This is a genomic window from Sphingomonas sp. S2-65 (assembly GCF_021513175.1).
In the GTDB taxonomy this organism is placed as follows: Bacteria; Pseudomonadota; Alphaproteobacteria; order Sphingomonadales; family Sphingomonadaceae; genus Sphingomonas.
On record NZ_CP090953.1, the window covers coordinates 3,702,498 to 3,718,183 of the forward strand.

A 15,686-nucleotide genomic window follows, 5' to 3' on the forward strand; every position below is an offset into this window, starting at 1 on the left:
GATGAGCGTCGCATAGATCGAACTGTAGCGGCAGTTAGATCCTCCCCTGCAAGGGGAGGGGGACCGCGCTAGCGAGTGGTGGAGGGGTATCCCGCTGTCGATAGCGCGATACCCCTCTGTCAGCGCTGCGCGCTGCCACCTCCCTTGCAGGGGAGGATTACTTGGCGGTCAATCCAGCAGGTCGAACCGGTCGGCGTTCATCACCTTCACCCATGCCGCCACGAAATCGCGGACGAACTTCTGTCCGGCGTCGTCGCACGCATAGACTTCCGAGATCGCGCGCAGCTGGCTGTTCGATCCGAACACCAGGTCGGTGCGCGATGCGGTGCCGACCTGCTCGCCGGTGTGGCGATCGGTCCCGACGAACTCCTGGTCACTCTCGTCCGAGACCTGCTTCCAGCTGGTCGCCATCTGGAGAAGGTTGATGAAGAAGTCGTTGGTCAGCGTGCCCGGACGGGTGGTGAGCACGCCGTGCTTCTCGGCCTTGGGATGGTTGGCGCCGAGCACGCGAAGGCCACCGACGAGGACCGTCATCTCCGGCGCCGAGAGGCCGAGCAACTGGGCGCGGTCGACCAGCAGCTCCTCGGTCGGCACGCTGAAGCGCGTCGACAGATAGTTGCGGAAGCCGTCGACCTTGGGTTCGAGCACCGCGAAGCTCTCGACATCGGTCTGCTCCTGGCTGGCATCGGTACGGCCCGGCGTGAAGGGCACCTCGACGGCGTGACCGGCGGCGAGTGCCGCCTGTTCGATGCCGACCGAGCCGCCGAGCACGATCAGGTCGGCGATCGAGACCTTGCGTCCTTGCGCGTTGCTGGCCTCGAACTCGGCCTTGATGCCTTCATAGACCTTGAGGACGCGGGCGAGTTCCTCGGGCCGGTTGACCTCCCAATCCTTTTGCGGGGCCAGGCGGATGCGCGCACCATTGGCGCCGCCGCGACGGTCCGATTGGCGATAGGTGGAGGCCGATGCCCAGGCGGTGGTGACCAGCTCGGACACTGAAAGTCCCGCCTTGGCGATCAGCAGGCGCAGGCCCGCGGCGTCGTTCGGAGTGATCGCGTCACGCGCGGGGGCGGGGAGCGGGTCCTGCCACAGCAGGTCCTCCTGCGGGACTTCGGGGCCGATGTAGCGGCTCTTGGGACCCATGTCGCGGTGCGTCAGCTTGAACCAGGCGCGAGCGAAGGCGTCGGCGAAATAGGCCGGGTCGGCGCGGAACTTCTCCAGGATCGCCCGATAGTTCACGTCGTCCTTGAACGCCTTGTCGGCGGTCGTCATCATCGTCGCGACCTTCTTGCCCGGGGTGTGCGCCGCCGGCGCTTGGGTCTCCTCGGGATTGCCGACCGGCTGCCACTGATTGGCGCCGGCGGGGCTCTTCACCAGCTCATATTCGTGGTCGAGCAAATTGTCGAAATAGGTCATGTCCCACTTGGTAGGGGTGGGGGTCCATGCGCCTTCGATGCCGGAGGTGATGGTGTGGTCGCCCAGTCCGGTTTCGTGGCTGGAGGCCCAGCCCAGCCCCATCTGAGCGATGTCTGCGGCTTCGGGCTCCTTGCCGACCTTCGACGCGTCGCCCGCGCCGTGCGCCTTGCCGAAGGTGTGCCCGCCTGCGGTAAGCGCTGCGGTCTCCTCGTCGTTCATGCCCATCCGGCTGAAGGTCTCGCGCAGATCGCGTGCCGATCCCTTGGTGTCGGGCTTGCCGCCCGGACCCTCGGGGTTCACGTAGATCAGGCCGTGCTGGATCGCCGCGAGCGGGTTCTCGAGCGTCAGCCCCGCTTCCTCGTCGATACGGGTCTGGCCGAGCCATTCCTGCTCGGTGCCCCAATAGATGTCGCGTTCGGGCTCGAACACATCCTCACGCCCTCCGGAGAAGCCGAAGGTCGGGCCGCCCATCGATTCGATCGCGACGTTGCCGGTCAGGATGAACAGGTCGGCCCAGCTGAGCTTGGCGCCGTATTTCTGCTTGACCGGCCAGAGCAGGCGACGAGCCTTGTCGAGATTGCCGTTGTCCGGCCAGGAGTTGAGCGGCGCGAAGCGCTGCGAGCCCGACGAGGAGCCGCCACGACCGTCGCCGGTGCGATAGGTGCCGGCCGAGTGCCACGCCATGCGGATGAAGAAGGGGCCGTAATGCCCGTAATCGGCCGGCCACCAGGGCTGGCTGTCGGTCATCAGCGCCTTCAGGTCTTCCTTGACCGCCCAATAATCGAGGCTCTTGAACTCCTCGCGATAGTTGAAGTCGGGCCCGTAGGGGTTCGGCGAAACCCCGTTCTGCGTGAGGATGTCCAGGCTGAGCTGCTCGGGCCACCAGTCGCGGCTGGTCTGGCCAAGCAGGCGCCGGAGCGCCTCGGGCTGCTTTTTGGGATCGTTGATCGGGCTCGTCTCGGTGATCGCGTCCATCGGGAGGCTCCTCTCTGCCGTCATGTTGCGCGCAGCGTAGGCCTAGAAACCGGGCGCGCAAAACGATCTACGTCGGTCAGACCGATTGGCGCGGTCGATCAGTGATTGCCGCCGATGAAGTCGCCCAGGCTGCCGAGTGCGGAGCCTTCGCCCCGGTTCCCGCCCCCCTGGCTCCCTGCCGCCGCCAGCATCCGGCCGGCGAGCCGCGCGAAGGGAAGGGACTGGATCCACACCTTGCCGGGCCCGGTCAGGCGCGCGAAGAACACGCCTTCGCCGCCGAAGATCATGCTCTTCACCCCGCCAGCCGCGATCAGGTCGAAATCGACGCTGGGCGTGAACGCCGCGATGCAGCCGGTGTCGACATGGAGTTCCTCGCCGGGCTCCAGCACGCGCTCGACCACGGTGCCGCCCATCTGGACGAACACCCAGCCATCGCCCTCCAGCCGCTGCATGATGAAGCCTTCGCCACCGAACAGACCGGTCATGACGCGGCGCTGGAAGTGGATGCCGATCGACACGCCCTTCGCCGCCGCGAGGAAGCTGTCCTTCTGGCAGATCAGCGTGCCCCCGAGTGTGTCGAGCTTGATCGGCAGGATCGCGCCGGGTGTGGGGGCGGAAAACGCGACGCGCGCCTTGCCGCGGCCTTCATGGGTGAAGACGGTGGTGAACAGGCTTTCCCCCGTCACCAGCCGCTTGCCGGCGCCTAGCAGCTTGCCCATGAAGCCGCCGCCCTGGCCGCCGCTGCCGTCGCCGAACACGGTGGTCATAGTCACCGAAGCATCCTTCCACACCATCGCGCCCGCTTCGGCCACCGCGCTCTCGCCCGGATCGAGCTCGATCTCGACGAACTGAAGTTCCTGTCCTTTGATCTCGAAGTCGATATCGTCGGCCAGGCCGGTGTTGCGATGGTGCTGCCAGGGGCTGGGGGGCATGATCGGCTCCTTGTTGATGCGCCCTCTTACCGCGGCTTGCGCAGCCGGCGAAAGAGCCCGCCGCTCGCCACCGGCTCGAACAGGTCTTCGGGGTTTTCGGGGTCGAGCGCCTCGTTCTCGGCCAGCCACGCGGAGACCGCGGTCAGGTCGGGCACCTGATAGGGCCGCAGCGTTCGCCCGGGGCGCTCGCGCAGCGCTTCGATCGCGGCGATCAGCGAACCCTTGGCTTCGATGGTGGCGGCGACTTCCTCGGGCGTCGATCCCAGATGCTCGGCGAGCAGGCCCTCGCGGATCCCCCGGATGCTGGTGCGCATGGCATCGTCGCGCGCCTCGATCGTCACGTCGCACTCGGTGTCGAGCCGCAGCGAGCGGTTGTTGAAGTTGGACGAGCCGATGCGCAACACCTGGTCGTCGACCACCAGCACCTTGGCATGGACGTAGATCGGCTGCCCCCCCGCGGTGAACGGGTGGTAGAGGCGCAGCCGGCCATGGCGGTCGCGCTGATGCAGCGCCTCGACCAGCCGGGCGCGGGCGGTGTCCATCGCCAGCTGCTCCAGCCAGCCATCGGCCTGGGTCGGGTTGACGATGACGATCTCGGGACCGTCGGGCTCGTCGAGCCGGCGGGCGATCGCCTCGGCGATCCGGCGCGACGCGAAATACTGGCTCTCGGCATAGATCGTGTGCCGCGCGCTGGCGATCAGCGCGAGGTAGAGTTGCTCGATTTCGTGGATCGGTTCGGCGCCCTTGCACTCGGGCTGGGTGCGCGAGATCGCCGCGGGGGTGTTCTCGAAATGCGGCGTGAGGATCGGCGGCCAGCACAGCTCGGACGCCGGCGGCGGCGCGATCTCCGGCCCGCCAGACAGAGCCCAGCGGTCGCGCGCGAGCTCGCCCAGTGCCTTGGCGATCGGCCCCTGCAGCGCGGTGGTGGCATCGTGCCAGGGCGCGTGTGGCTTGCGGCCCGGATTGGCGCGGCGCGGCTCGTCGTCGCGGTGGGCGCGGGTGTCCCAGCGGCCCGCGGTCATGTCGATGCCGCCGCAAAAGGCTAGGCAGTCGTCGATCACGACGATCTTCTGGTGGTGCGAGGCGCCGGGCGGGTGATGCCCGTCAAGCCGCGGATGGATGCGCGGGTGGAGCATCCAGCGCGCGATCGTCGCGATCGTCCTGGGCCGCACGAACGACTTGAGCGCCCCCATGTCCCAGCGCAGCAGATAGATGTTGAGCGTCGGCGTGCGCCGGGCAAGCCAGGTCAGGAACGGCCCGACCTGTTCGGGCGCCCCCGGCGCTGCGTCACAAGCCTCGGCCAGGCGGATGCGCGCATCGAAGTCCCAGCCGATCAGCAGGATCTGGTGCTTGGCCTCGAGCATGGCGTCGCGGACCGCGCGGAAATAATCCTCGGCGTCGACGATCACCGACGCGCGGGTGGCCTGCTCGATACGCCATGCGGTATCGCCCGGACGTGCGATGCTCACCGTGCGCGAGTCACAGGATTTCGCGGACCTTCTCAGGAGGCCGGCCCAGCCGCACGCCCTTTTCGGTTTCCACCAGCGGACGCTCGATCAGCAACGGATCGACCAGCATCGCGTCCAGGATCGTGTCCGCGTCCGCCGCCTTAAGCGGCTTGGCGGCATCCTCCGCCATCCGCAGCCCGGCCCTCGGCGACATCCCGGCCCGCGCGTACAGCTCCGCCAGTTTTTCACGCGACGGCGGCGTCTTGAGATACTCGACCACCTCCACCTGCGCGCCGGCGTCCTTCAGGATCGCCAACGCCTCGCGCGATTTCGAACAGCGTGGATTATGGTAGATCGTCGCCTTCACGCGTCCTGCTTCGCCAGCCACTCTTCCAGCCACTTGATCGTGTAGTTGCCCGATTGGAAGTCGGGCTCGTCGAGCAGCGCCTGGTGCAGCGGAATGGTGGTCTTCACGCCTTCCACCACGAACTCCTCGAGCGCGCGCCGCAGCCGCCGGATGCAGCCCTCGCGGGTGCGGCCGAAGACGATCAGCTTGGCGATCATCGAATCGTAATAAGGCGGGATCTTGTAGCCGGCATAGATCCCGCTATCGACGCGCACGTGCATGCCGCCGGGCGCATGGAAATAGGTGACCTTGCCCGGCGAGGGCGCGAAGGTCTTGGGATCCTCGGCATTGATGCGGCACTCGATCGCATGGCCGCGGAACTCGATCTCGTCCTGCCTCACCGACAGCGGATGCCCCTCGGCAACGCGGATCTGCTCGCGCACCAGGTCCATGCCGGTGATCATCTCGGTCACCGGATGCTCGACCTGAAGCCGGGTGTTCATCTCGATGAAGTAGAACTCGCCGTCTTCCCACAGGAACTCGATCGTGCCGGCGCCGCGATAGGCCATGTCGGCCATCGCCTTGGCGACGATCCCGCCCATGCGCGCGCGGTCCTCGGGCGTGATGACCGGGGACAGCGCTTCTTCCAGCACCTTCTGGTGACGGCGCTGGAGCGAGCAGTCGCGCTCCCCCAGATGGATGGCGTTGCCATTGCCGTCGCCGAACACCTGGAACTCGATGTGGCGCGGATTGCCGAGATATTTCTCGAGGTAAACGGTCGCGTCGCCGAACGCGGCCTTCGCCTCGCTGCCCGCCTGCTGCATCAGCGTTTCGAGCTGGTCCTCGGACGTGCACACCTTCATGCCGCGCCCGCCGCCGCCAGAGGCAGCCTTGATGATCACCGGATAGCCGGCGCGCGCCGCGATCTCCTTGGCCTCGGCCAGGTCGCTGATCGGCCCGTCCGAGCCGGGGACGAGCGGCAGGCCCAGGGCGCCGGCGGTGCGCTTGGCCTCGATCTTGTCGCCCATCGTGCGGATATGCTCGGGCTTGGGACCGACGAACAGCAGCCCGTGCGCTTCGACGATCTCGGCGAACTGCGCGTTCTCCGAGAGGAAGCCGTATCCCGGATGGATCGCGTCCGCGCCCGAAATTTCGGCTGCCGAGATGATGTTGGGGATGTTGAGATAGCTCTCACCCGCAGGGGGCGGCCCGATGCAGATCGCCTCGTCCGCCAGGCGCACATGCATCGCGTCGGAATCGGCGGTGGAATGCACTGCCACCGTCTTGATGCCCATTTCGTGGCACGCGCGGTGGATGCGCAGCGCGATCTCGCCTCGGTTGGCGATCAGAAGCTTCTTGATCTGCGGCATGCTTACTCGACGACCACGAGCGGCTGGTCGAATTCGACGGGCTGGCCGTTCTCGACCAGGATTGCCTTGACGGTGCCGGCGCTGGGCGCGTTGATGGTGTTCATCACCTTCATCGCCTCGATGATCAGCAGCGTGTCGCCGGCCGCGACCTTGTCGCCCACGCTCACAAAGGTCTTCGCCTCCGGATTGGGCTTCAGATAGGCCGTGCCGACCATCGGCGACTTGACTGCGTTCTGCGTGGCCGCAGGCGCCGGCGCGCCGACTTCGCTCGGTGCCGCTGCGGGTGCCACGGAAGCAGGCATCGCCATTTGCGGCGCCGGCGCCATGTGCACGGCGGGTGCCGCCTGCACCTTGCGCGCGACGCGGACGCGGCGGGTGCCGTCCTCCACTTCGATTTCGGTTAGCTGCGTATCATCGAGCACGGCGGCGAGCTGACGTACCAGCTCGATATCCACCTGCATCGCCCCTGAATTATTGTTCTCGGCCACAGACGACCCTTTTTGTACGAATGAAACCGCGCCCTCTGTCAGAGTCGCGCGGCGGCTTCAAGCGCGAGCATGTAGCTGAGCGCGCCAAAGCCGGCGATGGTTCCGCGCGCGGCACGACCGGCGAAGCTGGTATGCCGGAAGTCCTCGCGCGCATGTGGATTGGATAGATGCACTTCGATCACCGGCGTGGTGATGCTCCGAATCGCGTCGTGCAACGCGACCGAGGTATGCGTGTAGCCGCCCGGATTGAGGATCACCGCCTGCACGCCGCGCGCCTGCGCTTCGTGCAGCCAGTCGATCAGATGCCCTTCATGATTGGACTGGCGCATGTCGATCACCAGGTCGAGCTCACGCGCCCGGTCCTCCATCTGTCCGGCGATGTCGTCCAAGGTGTCATGGCCATAGATCTCCGGCTCGCGCAGCCCCAGCAGGTTGAGATTGGGACCGTTGAGGACATAGATCGTGTCGGCCAAGGAGTTGCCTTTCGGTTGCGGCTTCAGCGGGGCGGACCCTATATGACCCAGCGTCCCCGATCAAATTTCAAGGCTGGTTCATGCACACCGACGGTACCGTCTCCATCAGCGTCAATGGCGAGCACAAGCGTGTCACCGCCGGCCTCACCATCCTCAAGCTCGCCGAAGAGATGGGACTGGTGCCGGAAAAGATCGCGGTGGAGCGCAATCTCGAAGTCGTGCCGCGCTCGACTCTGGGCGAAGTGCTGGTCGAGGATGGCGACGAGCTGGAGATCGTCCATTTCGTGGGCGGCGGCGACCATGCCGGCGCGGTGACTGCGGACGATAGCTGGAGCGTCGCGGGCAAGACCTTCCGCTCGCGGCTGATCGTCGGCACCGGCAAGTACAAGGACTTCGCCCAGAACGCGGCGGCGGTGGAAGCCAGCGGCGCGGAGATCGTCACGGTGGCGGTGCGCCGCGTGAACGTCAGCGACCCGACCGCGCCGATGCTGACCGACTATATCGATCCCAAGAAGATCACCTATTTGCCCAACACCGCCGGCTGTTTCGATGCCGACAGCGCGATCCGCACGCTGCGGCTGGCGCGCGAAGCCGGCGGCTGGGAGCTGGTGAAGCTCGAAGTGCTCGGCGAAGCCCGCACGCTCTATCCCGACATGGTCGAGACGCTGCGCGCCACCGAAGTGCTGGCCAAGGAGGGCTTCAAGCCGATGGTCTATTGCGTCGACGATCCGATCGCTGCCAAGCGGCTCGAGGATGTCGGCGCGGTGGCGATCATGCCGCTCGGCGCGCCGATCGGGTCGGGCCTGGGCATCCAGAACCAGGTGACGATCCGCCTGATCGTCGAGGGTGCCAAGGTGCCGGTGCTGGTCGATGCCGGCGTCGGCTCGGCGTCCGACGCGGCGGTGGCTATGGAACTGGGCTGCGACGGCGTGCTGATGAACACGGCGATCGCGGAAGCCAAGGATCCCATCATGATGGCGTCGGCGATGAAGGCGGCGGTGGAGGCGGGGCGGCTGTCCTACCGCGCCGGGCGCATGGGGAAGCGCCGCTATGCCGATCCGTCGAGCCCGCTGGCCGGCCTGATCTGATGCGCACGGCGCTGCTCGCCGGATTGCTGGCGCTGGGGGCGTGCAACCCGCAGCCCGGCCAGAATGGCGGCAGCACCAACAGCGTCGGCCGCGTCGCCGCCGAGCCGGTGACCCTGACCACCTCGGACGGGGTGCGAGTCGATGGCGTCTATACCCAGGTCGAACATCCCCGCGCGCTGATCCTGCTGTTCCACCAGGACGATTCCGGCAAGGATGAATATGCCCTGATTGCGCCGCGGCTGGCGCAGACAGGCTATTCTTCGCTGCGGATCGACCAGCGGCGGGGCGGCGCCCTGTTCGGCGGTAATGCCACCGCGCAACGGCTGGGCAAGCGCGTCGGCTATCTCGATGCCATGCCCGACCTCGTCGCGGCGCTCGACTGGGCGAAGCGGCAGAAGCTGCCGGTGATCCTGTGGGGCAGCAGCTATTCGGCTTCGCTCGCCGTCCTGCTCGCCGCTGATCGCCCCGGGGACGTCGCCGCGGTGCTGGCCTTCTCCCCGGGCGAGTATTTCGACGACACGCACCTCCTCGCGCGGGCGGCGGCCAAGCTCCGTACGCCGGTGTTCGTCACCTCCGCGCAGGAAGGGCGTGAGATCGATGGGGCGCGCGCAGTGATCGATGCGGCGCCTGCCCAGGCCAAGGTGCAGTTCGTGCCCAAGCTGGGCGGCTTCCATGGTTCCTCGACGTTGCTGCGCGAACGCAATCCCGAGGGCGCGGAGCCGGCGTGGAAGGCCGTGACCGGCTTTCTCGATACGGTGGCCGCGGCGAAGCGTTAGGAACCCTGCGGGCGCCTGGCCGTTATCTTCTGCAACGGGATGCAAGAGCGCCAACAGGGTGCCGGCCCCGCAGCCAGGAGAATGATCATGGGTGAACTTACCGACAAGATCAAAGGCAATGTCGACGAACTCGTCGGCAAGGTGAAGCAGCAGTCGCCGAACCCCGAGACGCGCGACGAAGGCGCCGCGCAGCAGCTCAAGGGCAAGGGCGAGCAGTTCACCGGCAAGGTCAAGGGCGCGCTCGGCGACGACATCTGACCTGATACGTGCTTACGCAGGGGAAGGGGCGGTCCGGAAACGGGCCGCCTCTTCTCGTTTCAGTCGTTGACGTAGAAGGCCCAGAGCCGGCTCGGCAGCCGGGCCGCCGCGAAGCGCACCGGACTGCGCGCCGGGCCGACCTCGCAGACGGAGAACGACTCGGTCTGCGACGAATCGAGCGGATTGGGCAGGCGCACGGTCTGGCCGTTCAGCCAGCGCCATTCCTGCTGCCACACCCTCACGCCATTGAGCGCGAATTGGTCGTTTTCCTTGCCGATATGTACGCTACGCCACGACATGCATGTCTCCTTCCGCCCGCATCATAGCGGGGGAGGGTTCAGCGATTCCTAATGGCGGCGATCGTGGTTGCCGCAGTGATCACTTCGACATCGGTCTTGAGGTGGAGCAGGCGCACGCCGCTTTGCGACAGCGCGCGGGCCAGTGCGGGCGCGAACGCCTCGGTCCGCTCCACCGTTTCCGCCCAGCCGCCAAAGGCGCGGGCCAGCGCGGCAAAGTCGGGATTGCGCAAGGTCGTGCCCGACAAGCGTGTGGGAAATTCGCGCTCCTGGTGCATGCGGATCGTGCCATAGGCGGCATTGTCGACGACGATCACCAGCAGGTTCGCGCCGTGCTGCACGGCAGTGGCGAGTTCCTGGCCGTTCATCAGGAAATCGCCGTCACCCGCCACCGCCACCACCTGGCGCTCAGGCGCCCGCAGGGCCGCGGCGACTGCGGCGGGCACGCCATAGCCCATCGCCCCAGCGGTCGGCGCCAGCTGCGAGGGTTGCGGACCGTAATGCCAATAGCGGTGCCACCAGCCGGAGAAATTGCCCGCGCCGTTGCAGATGATCGTGTCGGCCGGCATCGCCTCGCGCATCGCCGCGACGCATTGGCCCAGATCGAGCGCGACGCCCTCGCGCGGCTGCGGCGTCGACCAGACGCGCCACTCCGCATGCGCTTCGGCGCCGAGCCGCGAGGGCGTGCCGCGATTCTCCAGCGCGATCGCGCCGGCAAAGCTCGGCATGTCGGCGCAGATCGCCACATCGGCCTGGTAGACTCGGCCCAGTTCGCTCGGATCGGGGTGGACATGGACCAGTGTCTGTCCGGGATGATCGGGGGTGATCAGCGTGTATCCGTCGGTCGTCGCCTCGCCCAGCCGCGCGCCGACGACCAGCAGCAGGTCGGCGGTCTTAATGCGCGCCACCAGCTTGGGATTGGGACCATAGCCCAGATTGCCGGCATAGACCGCGCAGTCGGCGGGCAGCGCGTCCTGCCGGCGGAAGGCCGTCGCGACGGGAATGCCGCGCCGCTCGGCAAAGGCTGCGAACTGCGCGCCTGCCGCGGCGTTCCAGCCCGCACCCCCAACGATCGCCACCGGCCGCTGCGCGCCGTCGAGCATCGCCGAGAGCGTCTGCATCGCCCGCGCGTCGGGTGCCTGGTTGAGGCGGGGCAGGGGCGGGCGGTCCACTGCCTCGACTGCGTCCAGCAGCATGTCCTCGGGCAGCGCGATCACCACCGGCCCGGGCCGTCCGCTAATTGCGACATTCCAAGCGCGTGCGACGTACTCGGGGATCCGGCGCGCATCCTCGATCCGCGTCGACCATTTCGCCAGCGGCGCGAACATCGCCGGCAGGTCGACTTCCTGGAAACCTTCACGATCGCGCATTCTTCGGTCGACATCGCCGACGAACAGCAGCATCGGCTGCGAATCCTGCATCGCGACATGCACGCCGATCGACGCGTTGGTCGCCCCCGGCCCCCGCGTGACGAAGCACACGCCGGGCCGTCCGGTCATCGCTGCATCGGCGCACGCCATGAACGCCGCCCCGCCTTCCTGCCGGCAGGTGACCAGATCGATGTCGTCGGCGTCAACCAGAGCGTCCAATACCGCCAGGAAGCTCTCGCCCGGCACATGGAAGATCCGGTCGCACCCCTGCGCCACCAGATTGTCGACAAGGATGCGGCCGCCGTTGCGAAGTTCGGTCATGCGCCATCCTAACCCGCGCTGTCTGCAAAACGGAAGGGCCGCCGCCGCTTGACGCTAGCTCTGGCGCGGGCTTATCGCCGCCTGGGTTCAGGAGAGGACGGCCATGAAGAAGCTTTACCCGGACGCAGCCGCGGCGCTGGAGGGATTGCTGTTCGACGGCATGACCATCTGCGCCGGCGGGTTCGGCCTGTCGGGCATCCCTGAGCGGCTGATCGACGCGATCCAGGCGGCGGGGACCAGGGACCTGACCATCGCCTCCAACAATGCCGGCATCGACAATGAAGGCCTCGGCAAGCTGCTCCGCTCGCGCCAGGTCAAGAAGATGATCTCCTCTTATGTCGGCGAGAACAAGGAATTCGAGCGGCAATATCTCTCCGGCGAGCTGGAGGTGGAGTTCTGCCCGCAAGGGACCCTGGCCGAACGCTGCCGCGCCGGCGGTGCCGGCATCCCCGGCTTCTACACCAAGACTGGAGTCGGCACGCTGGTGGCGCAGGGCAAGGAAGTGAAGAGCTTCGACGGTGAGGACTATATCCTCGAGCGCGGGATCCGCGCCGACCTGTCGATCATCAAGGGGTGGAAGGCCGACGAGGCCGGCAACCTGCTGTTCCGCAAGACCGCGCGCAACTTCAACCAGCCCATGGCGACCGCGGGCAAGGTATGCGTCGCGGAGGTGGAGGAAGTGGTGCCGGTCGGCAGCCTCGATCCCGATCAGATCCATTTGCCCGGCATCTATGTGAAGCGGCTGATCGTCGGCGCGCCGTACGACAAGAAGATCGAGTTCCGCACCGTGCGGCCCCGGGCGGCGGCATGAGCGTGCTGCGGTCTTCGGCGGCCTTGCTCGCGGGCGCGGCGTTTGTGCTGTCGGGCTGCATCGCCGCGGCAGTGCCGGTCGCCGCGGCGGGCGGCCTCTACAAGGCACGCCAGGACAGCGCGAACAAGCGCGAGCGCGGCGCGAAGCGCAAGGCGGAGGCGCCAAAGCCGGGCAAGAGCATCGTCACGCCAGACGGCCAGCGCGTCACGGTCACGACGCTCAACCAGCTACCGGCGCCCGACGGCAGCCTGCCGGCGCGCGCCGCCTCGGCCACGGTGCCGCCGGAGATGCAGTATCTCTATGGCTCGGGCGAAGCCGCGGCGCTCAGCTTTCAGGCCTATCAGGGGCTGTGGAACTATCTTCGGGTCGAGATCGGCTATCTGCGCGACAAGTCCCAGGCGAAGTCGGTCGCGCTCTCGCCGGGCTCCACCCTCGACAATCCCAAGTTCGAGACCTGCGGCAAGCGGCCGATGGCGGTCGTGCTCGATATCGACGAGACCGTGCTCCAGAATCTCGGCTACGAAGCCGACACGGCGCAGCGCGGCGGCGGCTATGACGCCGCGCGCTGGAGCCGGTGGGAGCAAACCGGCGTCGAGCAGATGCTGGCGGTGCCCGGCGCCGCCGAGGCGCTGGCCGCCGCCCGCCGCGAGGGCTTCACGATCGTGTTCAATTCGAACCGCTCCGCCGCCACTGCGCCCCAGACGATAGCCGCACTCGATCGTGCGGGGCTGGGACCCGCCACCCTCGGCGACACGCTGTGGCTGCGCGGCGAGGGCGAGCCGAGCGGCAAGGATGCCCGCCGCGCCCGCATCGCCGAGCGCTATTGCATCGTCGCTCTGGCCGGCGACCAGCTCGGCGACTTCAGCGACTTGTTCAACGCGCCCGAACTCGGCGTCCAGGCCCGCCGTAGCAGCGTCGGCGCCAGTCTGGTCGCGCCGCTCTGGGGCGCCGGCTGGTTCATGCTGCCCAATCCCGTCTATGGCACGGGCCTGAAGGGCGGCATGGACGAGGTGTTCCCGCCCGCCGTGCGCTGGACCGATCCACAGGAGAAGAAGTGATGCCCTGGACGCGGGACGAAATGGCGGCGCGCGCCGCGCGCGAGCTGCAGGACGGCTTCTACGTCAATCTCGGCATTGGCATCCCCACACTGGTCGCCAACCACATCCCCGCGGGCGTGGAAGTGACGCTTCAGTCGGAGAACGGGATGCTCGGCATCGGTCCGTTCCCGTATGAGGGCGAGGAAGACGCAGACCTGATCAACGCGGGCAAGCAGACCATCAGCGAGCTGCCCCAGTCGGTCTATTTCTCCAGCGCCGACAGCTTCGCGATGATCCGCGGCGGGCATATCGACCTGACCGTGCTCGGGGCGATGGAGGTGTCGGAGACCGGCGACATCGCCAATTGGATGATCCCGGGCAAGATGATCAAGGGCATGGGTGGCGCCATGGACCTGGTTGCGGGCGTCAAGAAGATCATCGTCGTGATGGAGCACACCAGCAAGAACGGCGACCCCAAGTTCATCCCGGCCTGCACCCTGCCGCTGACGGGCAGGAACGTGGTCGACATGATCATCACCGACCTTGCCGTGTTCCAGCGCCCCGATCACGACAGCCCGTTCCGCTTGGTCGAGCTGGCCCCGGGCGTGACCGCCGAAGAAGTCGCGGCCAAGACCAGTGCGAATTTCGAGCTGGCGGCCCCCATCTCCGCCTGAGCGGGGGCGCACCGAACAGGGCGCTCCCGCGAACGGGCCAGGCGAGACCAGCGCGTAGGATTCGCCTCAACCAACCTTTTGGTTGGTTGAGGAAGTACAGGATTTCTGCGGCCCTTCGGGGTTTTCCGGCGACGTTGATGTTGAGGAAGTTGCGGCCTGTTGAGTGCCCGAGCGGCCCGTAGCGGATGTGGCTGAACGAACATAAAAAGAACAACAGCAGGGCAAATCCTATTTTGCCAGTAAATTGGTTCGTCTTGAAGTGGGTGGATTGCGGACGGGTGGCCTTTGAGAAGGCGGACGGCGATAACCGCCGTTCAGGGCGGCGTCCCCTTTCCCAAAGAGGATGCTATTTTGGGAACAAGCCTAGCATCAGGAGGAGTGGCGAAGGGTTCCGTATTGCTATGCCATTCCGCGCTGGAAGTCGCTATGAAGCCGCGCAGCTAGGGGCGAACTAAACAGATCGTCTAGCCGGGCACGGGCTATCATCTGACGAAAGACCCCGTGCTGCGTAGCATTGCCACCATCGTGCATGGTGTCGGTCATCCAGGCACTGAACTCCTGATATTTCCAGACGCGGGGCAGAACCGTAGCGGAGTAGTCGGCAAGCGCCGAACCGTCCTGATCGCGCACAGCGCTCACCAGTGCCTGCGCCAACACGTCGACATCGTAGAGTGCCATGTTCATGCCTTTGGCCCCCGTGGGTGGCACGAGATGGGCGGCGTCGCCCGCCAGATAGAGGTTCTGGAACTGCATCGGCGCATGAACCACGGAGCGGAGCGGCACCACCTCCCGATCAAGGGCGGCCGCATTCTCAATCGTGTCGTCCTGCAGGCGCAAGCGGATTTGATCCCAAATTCGCTCGTCGGACCAGTCCTCTGGTCCGTCACTCAGCTCGCACTGGAGATAATAGCGGCTTCGCTGCGGCCCGCGTGGAAGCTGTGCAACGAAGCCGTGATCGCTGGCGGCCATTATCGGATGCTCGACGACGGGAGCTTCCACCAGCGCTGCCAGCCACGCATATCCGAACTCATGGCTGATGGTGGTGAGGACGCCTGCGGGAATGGAAGCCCGGCTGACGCCCCGATCGGCGTCGCAACCGGCGATGTGGCTACAATCGACGACGTGCTCCTGCTTATCCTGTACATAGCGGACGTTCGGTCGCTGGCCCTCCTCGTTGGTAATCGTCACGTCGGTCACGTCAAATTGGACGTTGCCGCCTCGCACGTCGATTAATTCGCGTAGCAGATTGTTGACCAGCATCTGCTGGGTGCAGAAGCGGCCTTCGCTGCCGTCGTCGCCCGCAATCTCAAAAACGCGGCCAACTCCGTTAATGCGGTAGTCGATCGTCTGCGCAACGGGACCAGCGAGGAGGCGATCGGCAAGACCCCACCGTTCGAACATCCTGACCCCACGAGCGTCCACTACGCCGGCACGCTGCCGGACCTCAATATAGGCGCGATCACGTCGCTCAAGGACGACACACGGCACGTTTGCGGTATGCAGGAAGATCGCGAGCGTTAGCCCGGCCGCCCCTGCGCCGATGATAACGACGGGCGTTTCTTGGGTGATCGGCATGGCGGTTTCCTGTGTGATTTCCATGCTGCGAA

The 15,686-nt window shown here is 66.6% G+C and carries 16 protein-coding genes; 6 read left to right on the plus strand and 10 right to left on the minus strand.

What is annotated here, in order from left to right; translation table 11 throughout:
* Nucleotides 1-168 precede the first annotated feature (168 nt).
* The 7 genes from katG to aroQ all read right to left on the minus strand — a co-directional run bounded on the left by katG (nucleotide 169) and on the right by aroQ (nucleotide 7,448).
* Nucleotides 169-2,391, minus strand: coding sequence for a catalase/peroxidase HPI (gene katG / locus LZ586_RS17570; RefSeq protein WP_235077591.1), 2,223 nt, complete (start codon nucleotides 2,389-2,391; stop codon nucleotides 169-171).
* Nucleotides 2,392-2,489: 98 nt separating this feature from the next.
* Nucleotides 2,490-3,323 (minus strand): TIGR00266 family protein, encoded by an 834-nt coding sequence (locus tag LZ586_RS17575; RefSeq protein ID WP_235077592.1) that lies wholly within the window; start codon nucleotides 3,321-3,323, stop codon nucleotides 2,490-2,492.
* 26 nt (nucleotides 3,324-3,349) lie between these two features.
* Entirely contained in the window at nucleotides 3,350-4,792 is a 1,443-nt protein-coding gene (locus tag LZ586_RS17580; protein WP_235077593.1) for a phospholipase D-like domain-containing protein, read from the minus strand.
* A gap of 10 nt (nucleotides 4,793-4,802) precedes the next feature.
* Nucleotides 4,803-5,138: an arsenate reductase (glutaredoxin) gene (arsC, locus tag LZ586_RS17585; RefSeq protein ID WP_235079846.1), complete on the minus strand. Its 336-nt coding sequence runs from the start codon at nucleotides 5,136-5,138 to the stop codon at nucleotides 4,803-4,805.
* On the minus strand, nucleotides 5,135-6,487 hold the full coding sequence (gene accC / locus LZ586_RS17590; protein WP_235077594.1) for an acetyl-CoA carboxylase biotin carboxylase subunit: 1,353 nt from the start codon (nucleotides 6,485-6,487) through the stop codon (nucleotides 5,135-5,137). Before accC ends, arsC begins: the two co-directional genes overlap by 4 nt.
* Before the next feature lie 2 nt (nucleotides 6,488-6,489).
* Complete coding sequence (accB, locus tag LZ586_RS17595; protein ID WP_413777348.1) at nucleotides 6,490-6,948, minus strand: acetyl-CoA carboxylase biotin carboxyl carrier protein; 459 nt, start codon at nucleotides 6,946-6,948, stop codon at nucleotides 6,490-6,492.
* Nucleotides 6,949-7,013: 65 nt separating this feature from the next.
* The gene (gene aroQ / locus LZ586_RS17600) at nucleotides 7,014-7,448 is read right to left on the minus strand and encodes a type II 3-dehydroquinate dehydratase (protein ID WP_235077596.1); all 435 of its coding nucleotides are present in this window, start codon (nucleotides 7,446-7,448) and stop codon (nucleotides 7,014-7,016) included.
* 80 nt (nucleotides 7,449-7,528) lie between these two features.
* Between aroQ and thiS the strand changes: the two genes are divergently transcribed.
* From thiS to LZ586_RS17620, 3 genes are all read left to right on the plus strand, one after another.
* Nucleotides 7,529-8,536 (plus strand): sulfur carrier protein ThiS, encoded by a 1,008-nt coding sequence (thiS, locus tag LZ586_RS17610; RefSeq protein WP_319938020.1) that lies wholly within the window; start codon nucleotides 7,529-7,531, stop codon nucleotides 8,534-8,536.
* Complete coding sequence (locus LZ586_RS17615) at nucleotides 8,536-9,312, plus strand: alpha/beta hydrolase (protein ID WP_235077597.1); 777 nt, start codon at nucleotides 8,536-8,538, stop codon at nucleotides 9,310-9,312. The genes thiS and LZ586_RS17615 overlap by 1 nt, the downstream gene beginning before the upstream one ends.
* Nucleotides 9,313-9,399: 87 nt before the next feature.
* Nucleotides 9,400-9,570 (plus strand): CsbD family protein, encoded by a 171-nt coding sequence (locus tag LZ586_RS17620; protein WP_235077598.1) that lies wholly within the window; start codon nucleotides 9,400-9,402, stop codon nucleotides 9,568-9,570.
* A gap of 59 nt (nucleotides 9,571-9,629) precedes the next feature.
* Here the strand turns inward: LZ586_RS17620 and LZ586_RS17625 are convergent, their stop codons facing one another.
* Nucleotides 9,630-9,869: a hypothetical protein gene (locus tag LZ586_RS17625; RefSeq protein ID WP_235077599.1), complete on the minus strand. Its 240-nt coding sequence runs from the start codon at nucleotides 9,867-9,869 to the stop codon at nucleotides 9,630-9,632.
* A 38-nt stretch (nucleotides 9,870-9,907) separates the two neighbouring features.
* Nucleotides 9,908-11,557, minus strand: coding sequence for a thiamine pyrophosphate-dependent enzyme (locus tag LZ586_RS17630; protein ID WP_235077600.1), 1,650 nt, complete (start codon nucleotides 11,555-11,557; stop codon nucleotides 9,908-9,910).
* 103 nt (nucleotides 11,558-11,660) lie between these two features.
* Here LZ586_RS17630 and LZ586_RS17635 point away from each other — a divergent pair, with 103 nt between their 5' ends.
* The 3 genes from LZ586_RS17635 to LZ586_RS17645 are packed head-to-tail and all read left to right on the plus strand — an operon-like array spanning nucleotide 11,661 to nucleotide 14,079.
* Nucleotides 11,661-12,368, plus strand: a complete 708-nt coding sequence (locus LZ586_RS17635; protein WP_235077601.1) for a CoA transferase subunit A — start codon at nucleotides 11,661-11,663, stop codon at nucleotides 12,366-12,368.
* A complete protein-coding gene (locus LZ586_RS17640; protein WP_235077602.1) occupies nucleotides 12,365-13,426 on the plus strand; it encodes an HAD family acid phosphatase in 1,062 nt (353 codons plus the stop codon). The genes LZ586_RS17635 and LZ586_RS17640 overlap by 4 nt, the downstream gene beginning before the upstream one ends.
* A complete protein-coding gene (locus LZ586_RS17645) occupies nucleotides 13,426-14,079 on the plus strand; it encodes a CoA transferase subunit B (RefSeq protein WP_235077603.1) in 654 nt (217 codons plus the stop codon). The genes LZ586_RS17640 and LZ586_RS17645 overlap by 1 nt, the downstream gene beginning before the upstream one ends.
* A 399-nt stretch (nucleotides 14,080-14,478) precedes the next feature.
* Here the strand turns inward: LZ586_RS17645 and LZ586_RS17650 are convergent, their stop codons facing one another.
* A complete protein-coding gene (locus tag LZ586_RS17650; protein ID WP_235077604.1) occupies nucleotides 14,479-15,678 on the minus strand; it encodes a 4-hydroxybenzoate 3-monooxygenase in 1,200 nt (399 codons plus the stop codon).
* Between the last annotated feature and the right edge of the window lie 8 nt (nucleotides 15,679-15,686).